We start from the raw sequence: 22,858 nt of genomic DNA, 5'->3' as shown, positions 1-22,858 counted from the left end.
CATGAACACCGCCTACCGCAAATCCCTTCCGGGCACCCGGCTCGACTACTTCGACGCGCGCGAAGCCGTCGAAGCCATCCGGCCCGGCGCCTGGGACACGTTGCCCTACACCTCGCGCGTGCTCGCCGAGAACCTCGTGCGCCGCTGCGACCCGGCCACGCTCGCCGCCTCGCTCACGCAGCTCATCGAACGCAAGCGCGACCTCGACTTTCCGTGGTATCCGGCGCGCGTGGTCTGCCACGACATCCTCGGGCAAACCGCGCTCGTCGATCTCGCGGGCCTGCGCGACGCCATCGCCGACCAGGGCGGCGACCCGGCGAAAGTGAATCCAGTCGTGCCGGTGCAACTGATCGTCGACCACTCGCTCGCCGTGGAATGCGGCGGCTTCGACCCGGACGCGTTCGCGAAGAACCGTGCAATCGAGGACCGCCGCAACGTTGACCGCTTCGACTTCATCAACTGGACGAAGCAGTCCTTCCAGAACGTCGACGTGATCCCGCCCGGCAACGGCATCATGCACCAGATCAACTTGGAGAAGATGTCGCCCGTGATCGGCGTCACCGAAGGCGTGGCGTACCCCGATACCTGTGTCGGCACGGACAGCCATACGCCGCATGTGGACGCGCTCGGCGTGATCGCCATTGGCGTGGGCGGGCTCGAAGCGGAGAACGTCATGCTCGGCCGCGCCTCGTGGATGCGCCTGCCCGATATCGTGGGCGTGGAACTCACGGGCAAGCGCCAGCCTGGCATCACCGCCACCGACATCGTGCTCGCGCTCACCGAATTCCTGCGCAAGGAAAAGGTCGTGGGTGCGTATCTGGAGTTCCGTGGAGAAGGCGCGTCGAGCCTCACGCTCGGCGATCGCGCCACGATCTCGAACATGGCCCCCGAATACGGCGCGACGGCGGCGATGTTCTTCATCGACAACCAGACGCTCGACTATCTGCGCCTCACGGGCCGCGACGAAGAGCAGGTCAAGCTCGTCGAGACCTATGCGAAGACCGCGGGCTTGTGGGCCGATGCGCTCGCTCGCGCGCAATACGAGCGTACGCTCACATTCGATCTGTCCTCCGTCGTGCGCAACATGGCCGGCCCGTCGAATCCGCACAAGCGCCTGCCCACCTCGGCGCTGGCCGAGCGCGGCATCGCGGGCAAGTGGGAAGAAACGCCGGGCCAGATGCCGGACGGTGCCGTCATCATCGCCGCCATTACGAGCTGCACGAACACGAGCAACCCGCGCAACGTGATCGCAGCCGCCCTGCTCGCGCGCAACGCGAACGCGCGCGGCCTCACGCGCAAGCCGTGGGTGAAGAGCTCGCTCGCGCCGGGATCGAAAGCGGTCGAGCTCTACCTCGAAGAAGCGAAACTGCTGCCCGAACTCGAAAAGCTCGGCTTCGGCATCGTGGCGTTCGCGTGCACCACGTGCAACGGCATGTCGGGCGCGCTCGATCCGAAGATCCAGCAGGAGATCATCGACCGCGACCTCTACGCCACGGCCGTGCTCTCGGGCAACCGCAACTTCGACGGCCGCATCCACCCGTACGCGAAGCAGGCCTTCCTCGCCTCGCCGCCGCTCGTGGTGGCGTACGCCATCGCCGGTACGATCCGCTTCGACATCGAAAAGGACGCGCTCGGCACCGGCCAGGACGGCAAGCCGGTCTACCTGAAAGACCTCTGGCCGAGCGACGAGGAAATCGACGCCATCGTCGTGCAAAGCGTGAAGCCCGAGCAGTTTCGCAAGGTGTACGAACCGATGTTCGCTGTCACTGCCTCGCGCAGCGAGGCGGCCGATCCGCTGTACGACTGGCGCGCGCAAAGCACCTACATCCGCCGCCCGCCGTACTGGGAAGGCGCGCTGGCCGGCGAGCGCACGCTGCGCGGCCTGCGTCCGCTCGCCGTGCTCGGCGACAACATCACGACCGACCATCTCTCGCCCTCCAACGCGATTTTGCCCAACAGTGCGGCGGGCGAGTACCTCGCGAAAATGGGCCTGCCCGAAGAGGACTTCAACTCGTACGCGACGCACCGCGGCGATCACCTCACGGCCCAGCGCGCCACCTTCGCGAACCCCACGCTCGTCAACGAAATGGCCGTGGTAGACGGCGCCGTGAAGAAGGGCTCGCTCGCCCGCATCGAGCCGGAAGGCAAGGTCACGCGCATGTGGGAAGCCATCGAAACCTATATGGAGCGCAAGCAGCCGCTCATCATCGTCGCGGGGGCCGACTACGGCCAGGGCAGCTCGCGCGACTGGGCGGCCAAGGGCGTGCGGCTCGCGGGCGTGGAAGCGATCGTCGCCGAAGGGTTCGAGCGCATTCACCGCACTAACCTGATCGGCATGGGCGTGCTGCCGCTGGAGTTCAAGGCCGGCACGAACCGCACGACGCTCGGCATCGACGGCACCGAGACCTTCGACGTGATCGGCGAGCGCAGGCCGCGCGCCGATCTCGCGCTCGTGATCCAGCGGAGGAACGGCGAGCGCGTGGAAGTGCCCGTGACCTGCCGGCTCGACACCGCGGAGGAAGTTTCGATCTACGAAGCGGGCGGCGTGCTGCAGCGTTTCGCGCAGGACTTCCTCGAATCGTCCAGGGCCGCGGCGTAAACCGTCGCTTCGACGCAATACGAGGGCGGCACAGCGACGTGCCGCCCGTTTCGATCACAGGACAGAGCTTTCATGGCCCACGAACCTCAAATCAGGATTCCCGCCACCTACCTGCGCGGCGGCACCAGCAAAGGCGTGTTCTTCCGTCTGCAGGATCTGCCCGAAGCGGCGCAGCGGCCGGGCGCCGCGCGTGACGCGCTGCTCCTGCGCGTGATCGGCAGCCCCGACCCCTACGGCAAGCAGATCGACGGCATGGGCGGCGCGACGTCGAGCACGAGCAAGACCGTGATCGTCGCGAAGAGCAGCCGGCCCGACCACGACGTCGATTACCTGTTCGGCCAGGTCGCCATCGACAAGGCCTTCGTGGACTGGAGCGGCAACTGCGGCAATCTCTCGGCGGCCGTGGGACCGTTTGCGATCAGCGGCGGCCTCGTGGACGCAAGCCGCATTCCGCACGACGGGGTGGCCATCGTGCGCATCTGGCAAGCCAACATCGGCAAGACGATCATTGCGCACGTACCGGTCACTCACGGCACGGTGCAGGAAACCGGCGATTTCGAACTGGACGGCGTGACCTTCCCCGCCGCCGAAGTGCAGCTCGAGTTTCTCGACCCCGCCGCCGAAGAAGACGGCGCGGGCAGCGCGATGTTTCCCACGGGCAAGCTCGTGGACGACCTGGAAGTGCCCGGCGTGGGCACGCTGAAGGCGACGATGATCAATGCGGGCATCCCGACGATCTTCGTCAATGCCGAAGCTATCGGCTACACGGGCACCGAACTGCAGGACGCGATCAACGGCGACGCCGCGGCGCTCGACAAGTTCGAGACGATCCGGGCCCATGGCGCGCTGCGCATGGGCCTCATCAAGTCGCTCGACGAGATCGCCACGCGCCAGCACACGCCCAAGATCGCCTTCGTCGCGAAGCCGCAGGCCTACACGGCCTCAAGCGGCAAACGCGTGGGCGCCGAGGACGTGGACCTGCTCGTGCGGGCGATGTCGATGGGCAAGCTGCATCACGCGATGATGGGCACGGCGGCGGTCGCCATCGGCACGGCGGCGGCGATCCCCGGCACGCTCGTGAACCTCGCGGCGGGCGGCGGCGAACGCAACGCGGTGCGCTTCGGCCACCCCTCGGGCACACTGCGCGTGGGCGCCGAGGCGCGTGTGGAGAACGGCGCGTGGACCGTCACGAAGGCCATCATGAGCCGCAGTGCGCGCGTGCTGATGGAGGGCTGGGTGCGGGTGCCGCAAGGACGCATTCTGACGGGCTAACCTGACCCGCCGGCCCGCAAAACGCGCCTGAAAATGCCGAAAGCTGCGGCCGCGAACAGATCGCGGCCGCGGCTCTTTTACATAGGGAAAGCGGACGTCAGTTGCTCGCGATCGGTTGCGGCGGCAAGTACGGCATCGGGTCGACCGGCTTGCCGTCGCGGCGCACCTCGAACAGCACGGCCACACGGTCGTTGTCCTCGTTGCCCATCTCGGCGATCTGCTGCCCCTGGCGCACGGTGTCGCCCGTCTTCACGAGCAGGCGGCGGTTGTGCGAGTACGCGGTCAGGAAGTCCTTGTTGTGCTGGACAATGATGAGGCTGCCGTACTCGTTGAGGCCCGTGCCGGCGTACATCACCTTGCCGTCGGCGGCCGCGCGCACGGGGTCGCCGGCCTTGCCCGCGATCTCGATGCCGCGCGTCTCGCCCGCCTGGAAGCCCTCGACAATCGGCCCCTGCGCCGGCCAGACGAGCGCGACGCTCTGGGCGTGACGCGCCACTTCAGACGCCACCTCGCGGTTTTCGGCCGGGTTGCCCGCCGCGCCCGCCGCTGCACCGCCGTTATTCGCGGCGGCCTGCACGGTAATCGTCTGCTTCGAGACGATCTTGAGCGACTGCCCCGTGTGCACGTGTCCATGCCGGATGTGATTCCAGGCCTCGAGGTCCTTCACGCTGCAGTCGTGCGCCTGAGCGATCCGCTGCAGCGAATCGCCGCGCCGAACGCGCACCCAGGTGGTCTTCGTCATCACGCGGGTAGTCGGCGCCGCCTGAGCCGCCGCGGCGGCGGAAGCCGCATCGGCGGACGGCGCCGATGCCGGGCTGGCCGAGGCGGACGGTTCCGGCTGGGGCTGCGGCGTCTGCGGTTGCTGGTCCTGACCGACGTTCGCGCAACCCGCCACGAGTGCCGCGATCCCGATCGCGGCCCAGAGCGTTTTCAGACCTTGGGCACGCTGGCCGCTACGATCGTTGAACATGCTTACCTCCTTGCAATCGCGGCGGACGGCGCTCGACGCGCTGGGCGCAAGCGACGCGGTGTGCGGCGTCTGGCGCGCTCCCGGCGTCGCGTCGACCCGGCGCTCATGGCCGCCCGGCCCGCTTCGATCTGTACTCAATCGTCTTTCTTCTTCGAAGAAAAGACCGCTATATCGCAACATCGCCCGTTTCAAGCGGACGATTACAATCTCAAAATCGACTCGGCATTGTAAAGCGCATTTCACATTCTTCCGGTAGCGACTCACACTCTGATACAACTCTTAAGCAGTGGTATTCAGGCTGAATGCGGGGCCGAATGCATGGCTGGACGCGGGCCGATATGACCCTTACCGATCTCAACCGCATATCGGCAGGATGGCGGCAAAACTTGAGCAGGCACGCTTCGCACACTGAAAGCCATATGAAATTAATGTAGTATTGCGCGAAACCATGCTCCGACCCCGATCGCCGGGAACCTGGCCGTCGCGCTGCGGGTCACTTCTGCAATCGCAATCGTTGCCGCATGCACGAGCTTCGTTCACTGCCGCCCCACTCCGCCGCCGGCATGTCACCCGTGCGCCGCCTCGCGCCGGTCACGCGCATCGGCCGGCCTGTTCGCCCAATCCATGTCACAGTCATCCCACCGTCTCGTCGAACTCGACTTTTTTCGCGGCCTCGTTCTGCTCATCATCGTCGTGGATCACATCGGCGGCAGCATCGTGTCGCGCGTGACGCTGCACGCCTACGCCTTGTGCGATGCGGCCGAGGTGTTCGTCTTTCTGGGCGGCTACGCCACGGCCACCGCCTGGTCCACGCTCTGCGCGCGCCGCACCGAAGCCGCCGCGCGCCAGCGCTTCCTGCGCCGCGCGTTCGAGATCTACCGCGCCTTCGTGGTCACGGCGCTCCTCATGCTGGTCGTCACGGCGATCCTGATCGCCTGCGACATCGACGCCCCAAACCTCGCCACCGACGACCTCGACGATCTCGCGCTGGCCCCCGCCGCCGTGCTGCGCGACATCGTGCTGCTGCGCCGCCAGCCCTATCTGGCGGGCGTGCTGCCCATGTACGCATGCTTCGCGCTCGCCGCGCCGCTGGCGCTGCCGCTCGCGCGCGCGAAACCCTGGCTGCTGCTCGGGCTCAGCATGGCGCTGTGGGCACTCGCGCCGTTCGTCACCCCGTGGCTGCCGCACGCCGAGGACATGCAATGGGATTTCAATCCGCTCGCCTGGCAGTTGCTCTTCGTGCTCGGCGTGATCGCCCGGACACAGCCGGTGTTCCAGCGCGTGAGCGCGCACCGGCTCGGCGGAATCGTCACGTCCGCGGCGCTCGGCGTGGCCGGAGCCGCCGCCGTTTATCGGCTGCATCTGGGCAACGTGGCGCTGGACGGCGACTTCAAGCGCCACCTCGCGTGGTTCCGCGTGCTGAATTTCCTCGGCGTCGCGTGGCTCACGGCCCACGTGATCCGGCTGGGCTGGGCGAGGCGCATGGCCCGCGCGCTGCCGTGGATCGGCCTCGTCGGCCGAAAGGGACTGCTCTCGTTCGTGGCGGGCGCAGTGATCTCGCTCGTCATCGACTCGGTGCTCTACTGGTACACGGACGGCTATCTGAACGTGCCGCTCGGCCTCGCCGCCGATGCCGCCGCGCTCGGCGCGCTCTTCGCCGTCGCCCGCGCGTCGGATCCGCTCAAGCGCCTGCTGCCCGCGAGAGTCAAAGCGCCCTCCGTCTGATACGCGCCGACACGCCGGCAGGCGGCCCCCTGCGCCTGCCAGCATGGTGGCCCCACGCCACGCCCACCCGCTTCCCGGTCCCCTTCCCCGCCATGCGCCGACTTCTCCGAATCGCGCTACTGACGCTCGGCGCCGCGCTGACCCTGCCCGCTTCGGCCAGCACGATTGCCGTGCGCACCTTCCACTCGGCGGCGCTCGACCGCGACTGGGCCTACGTCGTGTACCTGCCGACGGGCTACCGTGCCGACGCGGCGCGCTATCCCGTGCTGTACCTCCTGCACGGCAACGGCGGCGACGCGATGGACTGGGTGGCGCAGGGCGACCTGCAGGCGGCCGCGGACACGCTGATCGCGCGCCGCGAGATCGCGCCGGTCGTGATCGTGATGCCGCAGGGCGGCACCGACTGGTACGTCGATCGCAAGGAGAAAATGGAGACGGCGTTCTTCGACGACCTCCTGCCCGAGATCGAGCGTCATTTCGCCGTGGCCGAAGAGCGCGGCGGACGGGCGATAGGCGGCGTTTCGATGGGCGGCTTCGGCGCGCTGCGCTATGCGATGGAGCGGCCCGACGCGTTCTGCGGCGCGCTCCTGCTCTCGCCCGCGATCTACGCGAACGATCCGCCGCCGGCTTCGTCGGCGCGGCGCGTGGGCGTGTTCGGCGAGCACCAGTTCGATGCGCACGTCTGGCGCGCGCTCAACTATCCGGCGTTGTGGAACGGCTACTTCGCGCGGCCGTGGCGCCTGCCCGTCTTTATCGCCGCCGGCGACGACGACCTCGTGATCCAGGCCGAGGCGTCGCTGCTCTATACGCGCTTGCGCGAGGCGGGCAACCCGGCGGCGCTGCGCATCGTCGACGGCGGGCATGTCTGGCCCGTCTGGCGCGAGCTGCTGCCCGCCGCGCTCAAGTACACGCTCGCGTGCGTGCGCGAAGCGCAGTGAGCCTGGCCGGACTCCGGCGGCTCAGGCCGTGGCCCAGTTGACCCAGAGCACCATCAGCACGGTCATGAGCGCCGGACCGACGAAGATGCCGATCAGCCCGAACGTCGTCGCCCCGCCGAGTATGCCGAACAGCACGAGCAGAAACGGCAGGCGCGTGGAATTGCCGATCAGCACGGGCCGCACGAAATGCTCGGCGACGAATACCACCACGCAGCCCCACACCAGGAGCCCGACGGCCGCGACGACCGAACCCTGCACCAGCAGCCATAGCGCCGCAAGCCCGAACACGACGGGCGCGCAGAACGGCAGCATGGCCGCGACGGCGGTCACGGTGCCGAGCAGCGCCGCGTGCGGCACCCCGGTCACGAGGTAAGCCGCGCCCAGCATCACGCCCTCGCCCAGGCCCACCACCACGAGCCCGGTGACGGTGGCGCGCACGGCCTCGGCCATGCAGCGCAGCAGCTCGGCGCCGTCGGGGCCGAACGCGCGGTGCGCGCCGTGCATCAGCGTGCCGGACAGACGCGGCCCGGCCTGGAAGATCACGAACAACGTGACGAGCATGAAGCCGAACGTCATCGAAGCCCGCGCCGCGCGCATGCCGAAGTGCCGCCCGAACTCGACGAGCGCATCGCCATGCAGGCTCTTCATCGCCGACGAAGTCTTGAGCGGCTGCGCGAGATTGGCCTGCCACCAGTCGGTCACCTGGTGAACGCCCAACGGCAGGCGCGCGACAAAGTCGGGCACGGGCACGCCGTTCTCCTGGGCCGCATGGAACCAGAGATAGAGGTCGTGCGCCTCGCCGCCCGCTTGGATCGCGGTGACGGTAATCGGCAGCACGACCAGCAGCGCGATCGCGGCCGTCAGCACCGTCGCGATCGCGGTCGTGCGGCGATGGAACCAGCGATGCCGCTCGATGACCTGGTAAGCCGGCCAGAGCACGATGGCGAGCACGCCAGCCCACGCTACGGCGGGAATGAACTCGCGCACGACCCACAGCGCGACGAGCACGAGCGCGGCAAACAGCCCGGTTGACGCGATGCGCTGCAGCTTCTGCGCGTTTGCGGAGTTCGGAGCGGGCGGACGATGAATCATGTAACCTCGAAAAAAATCAACGGATCGGCGCAAGGCCGGTTCGTGCGAAGCAGCAAAAAAGCAGGCAAAGAACAAACGCGGGCGTCCGCATTCTCTCCGATTCGCCCGCTGCGGAAGCGTTCCACTCCCTCCCCGGACGCCGGTTTCGATGTCGCGCTTTGTACGACAACGGCGCAACACTGCGTTGCACAAATTCGAGAGGTGGACGCAGATTCCCCGTAAACCCCCATTCCTTCGTGATTTGCAATGTGTCGCAGGGGCATTGTTGCCGATTCTGGAATGGTGTTTCAACGCGAACACAATGGCACTCGGCGCTCCGCGGGACTAAATTCGCGGCAACCCCACCTACGGAGCCGACAATGAAATCCAAAGCGTGCCTCGCGCTAGACGGTGCCAACGGCGAGCGCATCGAAGTGCTCGAACAGACGGACGGCGCACTCGTGATCCGCTGGGTCGAGCCGGGACGCTGCCACTACGGGGAGCAACGCTGGCGCCGCCGCTCGGCGCATACGTCCGGAACCTGCGCCGTGTCGCGCCGCAAGATCCGCCGCGGCGACGCCGTGTTCAAACCGGCCGAGCGTCCCGCGCCGCTCAATGCGTCCGTGATGATCGCCGCCGAGGTGTTCGGCGACCTCGTCGCCGAGTAGGTCCACCGTCCGCTACCGGCCCCCCGGGCTCATTACCCGCCGCTGCCGGACCCGCTCCCGGGTCCGCTCCCGTCTCGCCTCCCGCGTCTGCGCCGCAGTGTAACCCCGGTGGCGTAGGCCGCCCCGGCGGCAGCACGACAGCGTGCGCATCTCGTGCACACCGGTTGCCGCTGCGGTAAGGTGCGCCTTATGCATGCGGTGTCCTGCGCGCCCCCGCCTCCGGTCCGCCACCGTTCACCGCCGTCCGCCAACCACCGCGCGACTCGCGAGCGCGGTGCTCCAACAGGACCCTGCTCATGGCCGAGAACGACACCCTCCTTTCGCCGCCGGTCGCTCCGCAACCATTCTCGCTCGACGTGATGCTCGAAAAGTACGCCAAGGGCGACGAGCGCAGCGCCGACGACATCTACCGCCGCGTCGCGCGCGGCGTCGCGATGGCCGAGCCGCCCGAGCGCCGCGCGGAGATCGAAGCCCGCTTCGTCGACAACCTGCGCCACGGCGCGCTCGGCGCCGGACGCATCATGAGCGCGGCCGGCAGCGGCATCGAGGCCACGCTCATCAACTGCTTCGTGCAGCCCGTGGGCGACAGCATCCAGGGCGTGGACGAGGCGGGCCTCCCCGGCATCTACGTCGCGCTGCTGCAGGCCGCCGAGACCATGCGCCGCGGCGGCGGCGTGGGCTACAACTTCTCGGCGATCCGGCCGCGCGGCGCGTTCGTGCACTCGACGGGATCGAACGCCTCCGGGCCCTGCAGCTACATCGACGTGTTCGACGCCTCGTGCCGCACCGTGGAGAGCGCGGGTTCGCGGCGCGGCGCGCAGATGGCCGTGCTCGACTGCGATCACCCCGACCTGCCTGAGTTCATCGAAGCCAAACATTCGAAGGGACGCTGGAACAATTTCAACGTTTCGGTGGCGGTGAGCGACGCATTCCTGCGCGCGGTCGAGAACGACGAAACCTGGCCGCTCGTGCACCGCGCCGAACCTTCGCCCTCGCGGCGCGCCGCCGGCGACCTGCGCCAGCGCGAGGACGGCATGTGGATCTACGCGGAGCCGCGCGCCCGCGCCCTCTGGGACACGATCATGCGCTCGACCTACGACATGGCCGAGCCCGGCGTGGTGTTCATCTCGCACATGAACGAGGACAACAACCTGCGCGCCGTGGAAACGATCCGGGCCACGAACCCGTGCGGCGAGCAACCCTTGCCGCCCTACGGCTGCTGCAATCTCGGCCCGCTCAATCTCACGCGCTTCGTCGCCGATCCCTTCGCACAACTGAAGGGCGGCGCGCCGTCGTTCGACTGGGAAGCGCTTGCCGAACGCACGGCCACCCAGGTCCGCTTTCTCGACGACGTGCTCGACGTCACGCTCTGGCCGCTGCCCGAGCAGCACGCCGAGGCGGCCGCCAAGCGCCGCATCGGGGTGGGCTTCACCGGACTCGGCGACACGCTCGTGATGCTCGGCATCCGCTACAACACCGAAGCGGGCTGCGCGTTCGGCGCGCGCGTCGCGCGCACGATGCGCGACGCGGCCTATCGCGCCTCGGTGGAACTCGCGCGCGAGCGCGGCGCGTTCCCGCTGTTCGACGCCGCCACGTATCTGCAAGACGGCACGTTCGCCTCGCGCCTGCCCGAGGACATCCAGCACGCGATCCGCGCGCACGGCATCCGCAACAGCCATCTGCTCTCGATCGCGCCAACCGGCACGGTGAGCCTCGCCTTCGCCGACAACGCCTCGAACGGCATCGAGCCCGCGTTCTCGTGGACCTATCAGCGCACGCGCCGGATGAACGACGGCAGCAACGAAACCTTCACTGTCGAAGACTATGCGTGGCGCCTCTATCGCGCCCTCGGCGGCGACGTGAACGCGCTGCCCGGCTACTTCGTGAGCGCGCTGGAGATGACGGCGCAGGAACACATCGCGATGATGGAGGCGGTGCAGCCGTTCGTGGACACCTCGATCTCGAAGACCGTGAACGTGCCGGCCGACTACCCGTTCGAGGCCTTCGAGGGCCTTTACCTCGACGCGTGGCGGCGCGGCCTCAAGGGACTCGCCACCTACCGCCCGAACGAAACCCTAGGCGCGGTGCTGCAAACGCTGCCGGCCGCCGAGGACGCGCTGGGCGACACCCTGCTCGACCCCTTGCGCGTGGCGATCGACCACCGGCCCAAAGGCGAATTGCCGGCGGTGATCGAGAAGATCGAATACGTCACGCAGACCGGCAAGGTCTCGCTTTACGTGGCCGTGTCGTTCCTCGAGGTGACGGGCCAGGTGGGCGGCGAGTCCGTAACGATCGAGCGGCCCATCGAATTCTTCATTCCGGTGGGGCAGCGCGACGAGTCGCAGCAGTGGATCACGGCGACCATGCGCTCGCTTTCGCTCGCCGCGCGCGGCGGCTTCGTTGCGCGCAATCTGCAGGATCTGCGCAAGGTATCGTGGGACCGCGGCCAGGTGCGCTACGGCGAGACACAGCGGCTCGACGGGCGGCGCATACCGCTCTGGCACGACTCGGAGGTCGCGGCGATCGCGTATGCGATCCAGCAGATCCTGCACCGGCGCGGCTTTCTCGATGCCGAAGGACGCCAGGTGCCGTCGCGACTGCTCGCGCAGCAGCGCCATGGGCAGCACGGCGAGCTCGCGGCGCAGGCGCCGTCGAGCCATGCCGGCGCGAACGACATGACGCGTTCCGGCGATCAGGTGGTGGATGGCCCCAACGCGCTGCCGCCCGACGCAGCGTTCGCCGCGCCGCACGCGATGCTTGGCCGCAAATGCGGATCGTGCGGCGCCAACGCGGTAATCCGCAAGGACGGCTGCGATTTCTGCACGGCGTGCGGGGAAATCGGGGCGTGCGGGTAGCCGGGGCCGGCCGGGTTCAGGCAGCTGGGGCGAGGCGCGCCATAAGTGAAATCGGCGGGTCCGTGGTTTTTAAATTTAGAACGCGATTTTCATTAAAATTTCAGCTAATTCCGCGAGAATTTCTTTTAATTTAGCGGTCGCACCGCCTTTCTCCGGCTTTTGGCCGGATTCGTTTTATAGATTCTCTCGGCCTCCCTTCATGCCCAATTAAACCAATCGTAATGCTTCGACAATTCACTTTGCGCCTGCCATAGTGCACCATGATCGCCGACCTGCCGGCCGAACCGGACTGTTGCCGATGCACCTTCAGCAGACGCAGCAGCCATTTCGAAAAGTAACAATGCAAACCACCAATCACCACAATCCTGTCGAATCGGGAAAAGAACACGCACGCGGCATTTTTTTACACACGGGGTGGAGAAGCGCGGGAACGTGGGTATGGTCCCGATTCCGCAAACTGGAGTCGGTAAATGCCCTTTATGAGCCGCTGAGCGCAACCGTCAGCGAGTTGAGCGCCGCCACCATATCCAGCATGCGTCCGGTCCATAGTTCAGGCCACCCGCCACTGCACGCGCCTTACTTCGAAGAGTACCGGCCTCTCCTGCAAGCAAACGCCCTCGGCATATCGGGGTACAGGAAAGACTTCGGAATCGACCGCTTCGGCGACGTCCCGGATGACGGCTTTGCGGCACTGCAGTCGTATCTCCGGCATCTTTGCGACGACTCGACCAATCGCGGAAAAATCCCCGTCCTGAAGTTTTGCCGCTCGCAAGGCCGCACCGCGTGGCTCAAGCATGCGTTCCCCGATGTCCTGCACGCAGGCGTTCTGCGAAATCCCGCGTCGCAGTTCGCGTCGGGCTGGCTGCTCAAACAGGAATGGGGCAACCCGTACTTCGTTGCCGCACCGTTCCGCGTGCTGGGACTCAACCAGAACGAGCCGCTAGTCAGGGAAGTGATTGCCACATGCGGGGTCAGGCTGCCGCCTGCTGCGCCTTCCTCGCAAGACGCCTATGCCGCCGCTTGCAACGAGTATGTCCGGACGGTTGACGGTAGCGACGCCTATACGGCCTTCGTTGCCCTGTGGGTTCTCAACGCCTGGAGAATGCTCGACCACGTGGACCTGATTATCGACACGGATCGCCTCGGGCAATCCCCCGATTACGCCACGGAGGTGAGCGCGCAATTTCAGGCGCGTACCGGCATCTGTCCACACTTCAATGACGCGAGAAACCTCGTTGACGAATCCCGGAGAGGTGTACGCCGGGTAGTGGGAATCGACGGAAGGATACCGAGGCCCGTACATTCCCTCGCGCAACGATTCCTGCTCGCACACATGGCGAAGTCCGGAAACCAGCGGACGGATATCGTGGAGCTCGTCAGACAGAAGCTTTCCGTTGCCGCCGAAATATCCGGAGCCTGGCGCTACCTGGGATGAGGAGGCGCCGTTCGCAGCGATCGGCTCGACGCCTGGCCCGCCGGAGAAGCGGGTTCGCGCGTCTCGCAAAACACGGGCACGCCAGCCGCGCAGCGCCGTGGATTTCCCCGATCGCTTCATCTCATCACACGGTCGAAACCCGCACCGGTCGGGCGGCGCGTACCTGCGTCTCGCGCATATAGATGGGGTCAAGGTGACTACACCGCTATCCGTAGAAAATGACGAACTGGACATTCTGCAACCGGCCATTGCGCCGCCGACGGCCACGCCCGATGCCAATACGCTGATCGTGGTCCTAGGCATGCATCGGGGAGGAACGAGCGTCGTCGTCCGCGCCATGGACACCCTGGGCGCCGACCTTGGCGATCATCTCGGCACGCCTAAAGCCGGAGAAAATGACAAGGGCTTTTTCGAGGATCTCGACATCGTCGAAATCAACGAACAGATTCTTGCCGCTGCGCAGTCCACGTGGCATACGCTGCTACCCGTGGACTTCGGGAGCATCGACCCGATAAAACTCGCGGTGCTTCGAGCCAGAGCCGCCTCGATCCTGAGGGAGAAATGCCGCGCCAGGACATTCGCGCTCAAGGATCCGCGCCTGCCGCGCCTTCTGCCCTTCTGGCAGCCCGTGTTCGATCAGATCGGTTTGCGCGTCGCCTATGTCATTGCCGTCAGAAATCCTCTCAGCGTCGGGCTATCGCTGCAAAGGAGGAACGGCTTTGCGCTGAAGAGATCGTATTTGCTCTGGCTGCGCCACATGCTTTCCGCACTGGAGGCCACTCGCGGCAAGTCGCGCGTGATCGTGGAATACGACAGTCTGCTCGATGCCCCGCTCGACGAGTTGACAAGGATTGCCAAACATCTTGGATTCGCGCTCGACGATGAACGCACACGGACGTTCGAACGCGAGTTTCTCGACCGGACACTTCAACACTGGCGATTCGGAACGCAGGAACTCGAGCACAGGCACGCGATACCGCGCGAGGTGCGCGAGCTTTTCGCCGCGCTGGTTGCGGTCAGTCGTAGCGACGAAGAGCAGCACCGTGCTGGTCTCGAGATGGCGGTTCTCGACGCACAGTGCCATCTCGACGAGTTGACACTGGCGCAACCCGAGGAAAAATCGGAAAGCAAGGTGATGTCGCTGCTGAGACAAGTCACGGCGCCGCTGCGCAAGCACGGATAGAGATGCTGAACCTCCCCATCATTTTAATCATGCGCTCTTCCAGCAGATAAGCCAGCGTCGCCGATAGCGGCCACCGTAGTGACGACGAGATCGAACAAGGCCTGATTGCTGGGGGAAAGTGAACGGCACTTGTTCCAGACCATATGCAGCGGCCGTTCGATACGCAGATCCTCGACATCGACGATTTTCAGCTCTCCACGTCGAAGCTCGTCCTTCACACTGAGCACCGACACGTAGGCCAACGCACGCTGGGAAAGCAGCATGCGCTTGATGGCCTCAGTATCGCTAATGGACATCAGCGGCGTAATCGTCAAGCCGGCCCGTGAATAGGCTTCCTCAACAATTGCGCGAGTGCCGGAGCCCGGCTCGCGCATAATAACCACCTGATCGACCAAATCGCCGGCGCGCAGGCGGGTTTCCGCGCGAGGATGGCCTGCCGCGGCAACGACGGCGATTTCATCGGAACCGATACGGCGCGCATGTAGAACCGTGTCGTCAAACGGGCCTTCGACGAATCCCAACGTGAATGTCAAGTCGCGCAGGCCGGTCTCGACCCGCTCGGTATTGGTGACAGTCAAGTCTATCGCGACGCGCGGATGGCGAGCGTTGAATTGCGCGATCATTTCAGGCACGAAGTACACGCCGAGCGTGGCGCTCGCGCCAATTTTCATATGGCCGGCGCCGAGCCCCGTCAGCTCCTTCAACTGGTTTTCCGCGCCGTCCGCGAGCGTGAAGATACGGTCCGCATAGTCGAACAGTATCTTCCCCGCCTCGGTCGGGGCTACGCCGCGCGGCAGGCGGTCGAACAGGATGACGCCCAGCCGGTCTTCCAGTTCGCGGATCTCGCGCGTCACGGCGGGCTGGCTTACGTGCAGCCGCTCGGCACCCGCACTGACGCTGCCGGCACGTGCCACTTCATAAAAGGCGAGGAGATGGGTGAAGTTGATCACGATCGGTGACTCGAAAAAAAGTGGCGCTCAGGCGGCCGTTTTGCCGCGCATGTGCGGGATGCCCGTTACCCAGCCCCAGCGGGCGAAAATCGCCGCGCCTTCGCGCGACTTCAAGAAATCGACGAATTGCTGAGACGCGGGATTGCCGGTCCCGCGCTTCGTTACCGCAATACCTGCATCGCGATAAACGGCGTAGCGCGGCTCGATGGGTACCGTGTCGGCGAGAGTGGGATTCGCGACCTGCCAGATGTTCCAGATGAGCCAGACGTCGATGTCCGGTTGCGCGACCCACGCCTGACGCGCGATGGCGCTGTTGCCTGCATAGCTGACGATGTTGTGCCGCAGCGCCTCGACAGTGCGGATATCGCCGAGGCGGCCTGCCACGTCTTCCCAGACGCCGTTCTGTCCAGCGCCGTTAACGACAAGCACCTTTACGCCAGGCTTGAGCACGTCGGCAAGTCCGCGGATGTGACGCGGATTGCCGGGGCGAACCAGGATCGCCATCGGGCGCAGATAGAGCGGTGTGGGCGCCGCGGGTGTTAGCTGGTCGCCCATGGCGACGACGAAGTCGGACATCATCGTTTCAGAGCCGCTGTAGACGAGGTCGGCGTCGGCACGGGCCTGGTCGATCCAGGCGGGCGTGGGGCCGGCTGTGACTTCGACATGGGTGCCGGTCTCCTTTTCGAACGCGGCGGCAGCTTCCTTCATCGCGGGCGCCGGCCCGCCCGGGCCATAGACATGCAGTGCGGACTGGGCAGCGGCATAGCCGCAGGCGAGCGACAGGCAGAGCGCAGCGGCGGCGCGAATTGCGAGCTTCATGACGGGCTTCCCTAAGGACTGTTATGAATTGGCGTACAAGCCCGCAAACACGGCTACGCAGTAATTATTCCGGAGCGACGGGAATATTTTTTGTTGCGTCGACGTGCGTTCCGGGGCAGTGAACGATCCGCCTGATCTCGTGCCGCAAGAGCCGGATGCCTGGACTCGGGCGCGCAAAAATTCCAGGCAATCAACAGACAATAGACGACACATCCAACTGCGCCAAACGCCAGGCCGCCGCGATCTGCAGCGGAAAACCCATTGCCAGCATGACGAAGCCTGCCCAGTGCTGGTCTGCCAATGGCGAGATATTCCATTGGCAGACAACGTCTACATAGGGCATGTAGAGAATGTTGGCCGAGAGCATCCAGACAGTGGCAACCGCCATCATCGGCAACGAACCCACGAGCCCATACAGGCCCGATTGCCAGTCGTATCGCAACGTGCGCAAGCTGCGTGACAACTGAGCCCAGAACAGCAGACCTGAAAGAAGCTCAAGCAGGCCGAGTGGCGCGCTGAACAGCGCATTCGCCAGCGCGGGTTCAAATATGCCGGGAAGGCTCACCATCACGGAAAGCGTCGTGAACACCGTCATGGCAACCCAGGGATCCAGCAGCCAGCCGGCCGGACCGCGAGCCGGCTTCGGTGCGGCTACGCCGCGCCAGCGCGCCCATTCGGCGGCGGGAACCGACATCAGCAACAACGGAGGCACCCACTGATTGAGCACCATCAGCGCCGCGCTGTAGCTGGCCATCGACGCCAGCGGGTTGCGCAGGCCGAGTGCGGAGCCGGCCATGCAAACGGCTGCGGCGAGACCGGCAAGCCCGTGGCGCCAGTGCCACCCTCTGCGGGTGACGCCGTAGATGCCTATCACGGGAATCATTCCGCTTGCGCACAGCCACGCCCCCAGCGCGGCGGCATGCCAGTCCGTCCTCACGATTCCCGTCCATCAGACTCGTGCAGTATGCGCAGAACGTCATGCGCCATGGCACGAGGGTCGGCGAGCTGCGCATACCCATAACGAACCCGGACTCGTCCTTCGGGGTCGACCAGGGTGACAACGGAAGTATGGTCGATGAAGCGGCCGTTCCCGGTATATCGCCAATGGATCCCCCAGGCGCGGGCCGCGTCCGCGACTTGCTGTTGCGTTCCCGTCAGACCCAGCGGCGTCGGCGCAAACGCAGCAAGATACCCGCGCAGCAATGCGGGCGTATCTCGCCGGGGATCGAGAGAAACGAAGAGCACCTGCACGCGCGCCGCCTCCGCGCCAAGCTGATCGAAGACCGGGTGCAGCGCGGCCAGCGTCGTCGGACAGACGTCTGGGCAATGCGTGTACCCGAAGTAGACGAGCACCGCACGCCCCCGCAGCGACGCCAGCGTGAACGCGCGGCCGTCATCGTCCAGCAGGGCGAGCGGCGGAGCCTGCCGCGCGACGAGGGGCGTCCCCTCGAATTCCGCCTGTCTGCCCAGCACAGCGTAGCCCCAAAGCATCGCCAGCATGCCCGCGAGCACCACGGTCGCCTTCAAGGCCGACCGCCATGTCGCGCGCCGGTGCGTTAGCAAGCGGGTCATCGTGATCTCGCGGTCCAGTTACCAGAGTACCCAGCCGGGTGCATGAATCACGTGCCCCATGAACGACCAGAAGATCGGCAAATAGGCAGCCAGCATGACCACGAAGGCGAAGAAGGACCACCAGCCAATCGGCTCGAGCGCCCGGGCGGTCGGCGAATCATGCTCGTGTTCCGGGGGCGTTGCAGTCCCGGCCGCATCGAGTGCATAGCTTTCCCGCCTGCCGAAAGCCTGGGCAAAAGGAATCGGAGCCCGCGTTTCCCGCCGTGCTCCGGCAAGGAGAGAGCCGAAGAACACGACGTAAAAGCATGCGATGGCCACCCAGAGAATAATGCCGCCGAGCGCCACCAGTGCGAGTGGAACATGTGCAGCCCCATAGAGCGTGTCATATGCGGAATGCGGCAGCTCCGAAACCCATGCGCGGCGAGGCACGCCATAAAGACCGGCCCACAGCATGCCAAGCGAGAAAGTCAGGATTCCTGCAAACCAGGCCCAGACAGCAACCAGCGCGAGGCGTCGACTGACCAGTTCGCGTCCGGTCAGGTGCGGCACCATCCAGAACGCAATCGACATGAACGTCATCGCGCTGACGCTGCCGACGGTCAGATGGAAATGGCCCGGCAAAAAGGTGGTGTTATGCACCACGTTGTCGAGTTGCCAGCTGCCGTTCACGATGCCGCTCGCGCCGCCAAGGATATAAGTCAAGGCAGCCAATACCTGGCCCGCCACGCCCGGATCGCGCCATGGCAGTGCCTTGAACCACCCGAACACGCCCTGCCCTCCCCGCAGCCGCCCCGCGTATTCCAGTGACAGGCCGATGGTGAAAGCCGTAATCAGGCTTGGCAGTGCGACGGACATCGTCAACACGGTCAGAATTCCGCGCCAGACGTTTGAGAATCCCGGGTCCTGGAACTGATGATGGCTACCCACAGGAAGCGAGAATACCAGCAGCAGAATGAAGGTCAGCCGCGCCATCGGGTCGGATACCAGCTTGCCCCCCGCTTGCTTCGGCAGCAGGCCGTACCAGGACACATAGGCCGGCATAAGCCAGAAATACACGACCGGATGGCCTGTGAGCCAGAAGAGCGTGCGGCTGATCAGCGGATCGACGGTATCGATCATGCCAAGCGCCCATGGATCGAGCTGCAGTACCAGTTCCAGCACGATGCCGATCGCCGAAAGCGCCCACATCCACATCGTAATCAAACTCATGTAGGTGATGAGCGGCGTAATCTGCCCGGGATTGCGCCGTTTCCAGCGCTTTCGCATTCCATGCACCACGGGAAGCGGGAACACGCTGCCGAGACCCAGCAGGGTCATGCCGAGATAGAACCACGGACTCCCCTTCAGCGGCGGATAGAAGGTCCAGAGAACGCTGGAGGAATTGTCGAACATAGCCACGAGCAGCATGACCACACCCGCCGCCATGCAGCCGAAGCCGGCGCGCCACACGAGCAGGTTCGGCGTCAGCCCGAGCTCTTGCGAAGGCAGATAGACAAGCAGTCCGCAAGTCACGAAGAAAGTAAACACATAACCGTTGAGGACGCCATGTATGGTCAATCCCTGGTAGTAAGTCTGCAGCAAGGGCCGCAGGAACGGATACGCGTTGACGCCGCCGTAGTTGAGCGCCTGAAGCGGGCCGATCGTTGCGCCAATCATCAGGGCCGAGAAGCCGGTCACGAGAAACGCCAGCATCGTGCGTTGCGCCGGCGTCATTCGCAGTGCAGATGAAGCCGGCGTGCCCGATGTCGGCGAAGAGGGGAATACGGCGCTCATGATTTCTCTTTCGGATCGACGATGATGCGGCCAATCATCGAATGATGTTCGATTCCGCAATATTCGTTGCAAATGACGTAATACGTTCCGGCTCGATCGAACTTATATTCCACCCTGCCCACCGCGCCCGGCATCGCGGTGACATTGATGGTCGTGCCCTGCACCTCGAAGCCATGCAGTACGTCCGTACTGGTGACGTAGAAAGTCACCTGCGCGCCCTCCTTGACGTGTATGACGCCGGGCGACCAGGCCCATGCATGGCCGACCATGTAAACGGAGTATCGGTTTGCACCGGTCTGAACGACCTTGCCTTCACGAAAGGCGGGATCGTTCATGACCGCGTCGGGCTGACGGAAGAACGAGGTTCCTCGCGTAATGACACCGTAGTCGAACACCACATAGAACATGGTTCCGACCAGCAGCAAGGCAAGCATGACGAGCACGACGAAAACCCATGCACGCTCATGCCGCTCCGCGGCCCGGTGGAAAGCCTCCTCAAACGCCGCTTGCGATGAAATGGAATCCAAAAGTTCTTCTCCTCAGCTTCTCGATATGAACACCAGCGATACCAGCAGCCAGGCACCCAGCACCGTCGCAAGCAGAAAGCCGCCTACCACCCAGGTGCCCACCGGCTTGACCGGCTCACCGGCTCTCGGCCCGATCTTGTTGCGTTCACTCATGATCGACCTCCGCTTGCGGCCCCGCGACCACCGGGGCGGAGGCCGGCGGCACCGTACCCGATGGCGGCGTATGGGCGGGGTCGCCCAGCAGGACACCGTTCACCGTCGTCCCGTACATCGACGATTTCGAGTTGTGGTACTTCTTGCGCGTCTCTCCGACGTCACCCGTAAAGCGGGGATCTTGAGGCCGAACCTGGCTGTCGATGTAGGTGGCCACGTCCCACGCCTGCTGAACGGTCAGCGTGCCGCCGAGGTCCAGCGGCATGTTTGCCTTGATGAACCCGGCGGCATTGCCGATGCCCGCCATTCCGGCGCCCCAGTTATACGACTGCGCACCCCAGAGAGGCGGAAACATTAGGTGTCCGTCTGAATATTTTCCCTCGCCATTGGCTCCATGGCACATGGCACAGCTTTGCGCATAGATGCCCATGCCGCGTTGATAGTCCGCGGGCTTGTCCGGCTTAGGGAGCTTGGGAAAGCCACGCCCTTGAATCGGCACGCCGGTCGGCGCGCCCTTCGCGAGAAAATAGGCATACGTCTCGAGCGCAACAAGCGTCGGGTCGCCGATCGGCGGCGCCTTGCCATTCATGCTGTACCTAAAGCACCCTTGCAACCGCTCAGCGAAGGTATTCACATGACCGTTCTTGCTCCGGTAGGCCGGATATGAAATGTAGGCTGCCCACATCGGCGCCGAATTGGCCAGCCGCCCGCCCGCAAGATGGCAGTTGACGCAACTGAGTTTGTTGCCGACGAATGCCGGTGCGTACTTCCCGGTATCGTGAAAGATCCTCTCGCCCTGCCTGACCACGTCACCGAACTGGTCGTTCGGGATGGCAGAGTCCGGCGGGGGCTGGAAGCCTGCGGCCTGCGCGGCACCTCCGGCCATGGCCGAATGTCGAAGAGCGCAAACTCCTGCCCAGATCGCACCAGCGACGATTAGCAGGGCAACGGCGGCCATGCTCACTCGCTTTATCATTGTCCGTCTCCCTTCGAACCGGCATTGGAAGTGGCGGGAAGCGTGGCGACGTACGACGCGACTGCCTCTATATCCCGATCGCTCAAATGCGCGGCCTCGGCTCGCATGAATTTCCCGGTAGCGCCGCGCAGTACTCCTGATCGCCATTGCTTGAGCTGGCGCACGACATATCCCGGCGATTGCCCCGCAAGCGACGGCGAAAAGCCATCCACACCCTGCGCGCCAATACCATGGCACTGCACGCAGGCTGGTGTATGGAATGCACTGAGCCCGTGCTCGTAGAGGTCCTTGCCGTGCGCCAGCAACTCAGCCGACGGCGCAGGTGGTGCGGCGTCCAACGTCTGTGGAGCCTGAGACGCAAAGTAGCGTGCGACCGCCTCTCTTTGAGCTGCGTCGAGCCGCTTTGCGTAGGGTGCCATGATGACGCTGTCGCGCTCGCCGTCAGCGAAATAAGCTAGCTGCCGTGCCAGATAATCGGCCGGCAGACCAGCCAGTCTGGGAATGCCCAATGCCGGTTGACCCGCACCATTCGCTGCATGGCAGGCGGCGCAACTCGCGTGTCCGTGCCCGTCGCCCATCACGGCAATACGCTGCCCCGACTGCGCGACGTCCTCGCCGGCGTCCGCGCGTTGAATGCAAAAAGAGAAACCGAGCAGTACCGCGATCCACGCGGTCCGGATGTTGATCACCGTAGATCCTCGTCCACCAGGTAAGCATTTTCGAACGTTGTATTGCGTGCGCTCTCTCATTACGTTGGATGTCCCTGGCATACAAGGATGGTATTGATGCCATTGCTTCGGTTTATACGTGCTTCGCTCATTGAGCCTGCAATTGAGCCTGCATGGCAGGAACAATCCATCCTTTTCGTGCGGCCCAGATACCGGCAGCAGATGGCCGGGCTCAACGCTCGAGCAGGGCGAATTTATGTGCAACGTCCTTGAATTCTTCGGCCTCAGGCAACGGCGCCCGGGTCCTGGTGATACTGGGCCAATCCTTCGCCAGTTCGGCGTTAAGGGAAGTGAACTGCTGCTGGTCGGCAGGCACGTCCTCTTCTGCATAGATGGCGCTCACCGGGCACTCGGCCACGCACACTGCGCAGTCGATGCACTCGTCTGGATCGATTGCGAGGAAATTTGGCCCCTCGCGAAAGCAATCCACCGGACAGACATCGACGCAATCGGTATAACGGCATTTGATGCAGCTCTCGGTCACTACATGGGTCATTCGAGCAACTCCTGCTCGCGGATATCGCGGAAAAAATAGCAACAACTACCGTTAGATCGAAACGTCCGGAAGACTGTCCGCAGACCCGAATCCGACCTGCACATCCGGCCGGTCAACCATCTGGCGCGGATGCGTGACGGTCACTTCC

20 protein-coding genes are annotated in these 22,858 nt (G+C 64.9%); 8 read left to right on the top strand and 12 right to left on the bottom strand.

Annotated features, from left to right (window positions below):
• The first annotated feature begins 1 nt into the window (after position 1).
• Together acnD and prpF are read left to right on the top strand one after the other, a co-directional pair.
• Positions 2 to 2,599, top strand: a complete 2,598-nt coding sequence (gene acnD, locus BAC01S_RS05340; RefSeq protein ID WP_027793830.1) for a Fe/S-dependent 2-methylisocitrate dehydratase AcnD — start codon at positions 2 to 4, stop codon at positions 2,597 to 2,599.
• 72 nt (positions 2,600 to 2,671) lie between these two features.
• Positions 2,672 to 3,871, top strand: coding sequence for a 2-methylaconitate cis-trans isomerase PrpF (prpF, locus tag BAC01S_RS05335; protein WP_027793829.1), 1,200 nt, complete (start codon positions 2,672 to 2,674; stop codon positions 3,869 to 3,871).
• 97 nt (positions 3,872 to 3,968) lie between these two features.
• Here the strand turns inward: prpF and BAC01S_RS05330 are convergent, their stop codons facing one another.
• Complete coding sequence (locus tag BAC01S_RS05330) at positions 3,969 to 4,841, bottom strand: peptidoglycan DD-metalloendopeptidase family protein (RefSeq protein WP_043201280.1); 873 nt, start codon at positions 4,839 to 4,841, stop codon at positions 3,969 to 3,971.
• Positions 4,842 to 5,465: 624 nt separating this feature from the next.
• Between BAC01S_RS05330 and BAC01S_RS05325 the strand changes: the two genes are divergently transcribed.
• Positions 5,466 to 6,566: an OpgC domain-containing protein gene (locus tag BAC01S_RS05325; protein WP_027793827.1), complete on the top strand. Its 1,101-nt coding sequence runs from the start codon at positions 5,466 to 5,468 to the stop codon at positions 6,564 to 6,566.
• A gap of 92 nt (positions 6,567 to 6,658) precedes the next feature.
• Entirely contained in the window at positions 6,659 to 7,504 is an 846-nt protein-coding gene (locus BAC01S_RS05320) for an alpha/beta hydrolase (protein ID WP_027793826.1), read from the top strand.
• A 21-nt stretch (positions 7,505 to 7,525) separates the two neighbouring features.
• On the opposite strand, the gene BAC01S_RS05315 is transcribed toward BAC01S_RS05320, so the two are convergent.
• Positions 7,526 to 8,596 (bottom strand): AI-2E family transporter, encoded by a 1,071-nt coding sequence (locus BAC01S_RS05315; RefSeq protein WP_027793825.1) that lies wholly within the window; start codon positions 8,594 to 8,596, stop codon positions 7,526 to 7,528.
• Between the two features lie 359 nt (positions 8,597 to 8,955).
• Here BAC01S_RS05315 and BAC01S_RS05310 point away from each other — a divergent pair, with 359 nt between their 5' ends.
• The 4 genes from BAC01S_RS05310 (at position 8,956) to BAC01S_RS33245 (ending at position 14,716) form a co-directional block, all read left to right on the top strand.
• Complete coding sequence (locus tag BAC01S_RS05310; protein ID WP_027793824.1) at positions 8,956 to 9,243, top strand: DUF3331 domain-containing protein; 288 nt, start codon at positions 8,956 to 8,958, stop codon at positions 9,241 to 9,243.
• A 296-nt stretch (positions 9,244 to 9,539) separates the two neighbouring features.
• On the top strand, positions 9,540 to 12,098 hold the full coding sequence (locus BAC01S_RS05305; protein WP_027793823.1) for an adenosylcobalamin-dependent ribonucleoside-diphosphate reductase: 2,559 nt from the start codon (positions 9,540 to 9,542) through the stop codon (positions 12,096 to 12,098).
• A gap of 340 nt (positions 12,099 to 12,438) precedes the next feature.
• Entirely contained in the window at positions 12,439 to 13,533 is a 1,095-nt protein-coding gene (locus tag BAC01S_RS05300; RefSeq protein ID WP_043201423.1) for a hypothetical protein, read from the top strand.
• A complete protein-coding gene (locus BAC01S_RS33245; protein WP_156954318.1) occupies positions 13,493 to 14,716 on the top strand; it encodes a sulfotransferase family protein in 1,224 nt (407 codons plus the stop codon). The genes BAC01S_RS05300 and BAC01S_RS33245 overlap by 41 nt, the downstream gene beginning before the upstream one ends.
• Before the next feature lie 23 nt (positions 14,717 to 14,739).
• Here BAC01S_RS33245 and BAC01S_RS30365 read toward each other — a convergent pair whose 3' ends face one another.
• From BAC01S_RS30365 to fdxA, 10 genes are all read right to left on the bottom strand, one after another.
• Positions 14,740 to 15,666 carry a LysR family transcriptional regulator gene (locus tag BAC01S_RS30365; protein WP_245616507.1) on the bottom strand — a complete coding sequence of 309 codons (927 nt, stop codon included), beginning with the start codon at positions 15,664 to 15,666 and terminating at the stop codon, positions 14,740 to 14,742.
• A gap of 27 nt (positions 15,667 to 15,693) precedes the next feature.
• The gene (locus BAC01S_RS05285; RefSeq protein ID WP_027793820.1) at positions 15,694 to 16,485 is read right to left on the bottom strand and encodes a substrate-binding domain-containing protein; all 792 of its coding nucleotides are present in this window, start codon (positions 16,483 to 16,485) and stop codon (positions 15,694 to 15,696) included.
• Positions 16,486 to 16,675: 190 nt separating this feature from the next.
• Positions 16,676 to 17,359, bottom strand: a complete 684-nt coding sequence (locus tag BAC01S_RS05280; protein WP_169740100.1) for a cytochrome c oxidase assembly protein — start codon at positions 17,357 to 17,359, stop codon at positions 16,676 to 16,678.
• A 59-nt stretch (positions 17,360 to 17,418) separates the two neighbouring features.
• Positions 17,419 to 18,057, bottom strand: coding sequence for an SCO family protein (locus BAC01S_RS05275; protein ID WP_043201279.1), 639 nt, complete (start codon positions 18,055 to 18,057; stop codon positions 17,419 to 17,421).
• A gap of 18 nt (positions 18,058 to 18,075) precedes the next feature.
• Positions 18,076 to 19,830 carry a cbb3-type cytochrome c oxidase subunit I gene (locus BAC01S_RS30360; RefSeq protein WP_052408693.1) on the bottom strand — a complete coding sequence of 585 codons (1,755 nt, stop codon included), beginning with the start codon at positions 19,828 to 19,830 and terminating at the stop codon, positions 18,076 to 18,078.
• Positions 19,827 to 20,357 (bottom strand): cytochrome c oxidase subunit II, encoded by a 531-nt coding sequence (locus BAC01S_RS05265; protein WP_043201274.1) that lies wholly within the window; start codon positions 20,355 to 20,357, stop codon positions 19,827 to 19,829. Before BAC01S_RS05265 ends, BAC01S_RS30360 begins: the two co-directional genes overlap by 4 nt.
• Positions 20,358 to 20,369: 12 nt before the next feature.
• Positions 20,370 to 20,510, bottom strand: a complete 141-nt coding sequence (locus tag BAC01S_RS34415) for a hypothetical protein (protein ID WP_156954316.1) — start codon at positions 20,508 to 20,510, stop codon at positions 20,370 to 20,372.
• A complete protein-coding gene (locus BAC01S_RS30355) occupies positions 20,503 to 21,474 on the bottom strand; it encodes a c-type cytochrome (RefSeq protein WP_407667907.1) in 972 nt (323 codons plus the stop codon). Before BAC01S_RS30355 ends, BAC01S_RS34415 begins: the two co-directional genes overlap by 8 nt.
• Positions 21,475 to 21,482: 8 nt before the next feature.
• A complete protein-coding gene (locus BAC01S_RS30350) occupies positions 21,483 to 22,175 on the bottom strand; it encodes a c-type cytochrome (RefSeq protein WP_052408692.1) in 693 nt (230 codons plus the stop codon).
• A 211-nt stretch (positions 22,176 to 22,386) separates the two neighbouring features.
• Positions 22,387 to 22,710: a ferredoxin FdxA gene (gene fdxA, locus BAC01S_RS05245; protein ID WP_027793816.1), complete on the bottom strand. Its 324-nt coding sequence runs from the start codon at positions 22,708 to 22,710 to the stop codon at positions 22,387 to 22,389.
• Between the last annotated feature and the right edge of the window lie 148 nt (positions 22,711 to 22,858).

This window comes from Paraburkholderia acidipaludis NBRC 101816 (genome assembly GCF_000684975.1).
Lineage (GTDB): Bacteria > Pseudomonadota > Gammaproteobacteria > Burkholderiales > Burkholderiaceae > Paraburkholderia > Paraburkholderia acidipaludis.
Note: the sequence above shows the minus strand (reverse complement) of the source record. Positions and strands in the feature narration are given on the sequence as shown.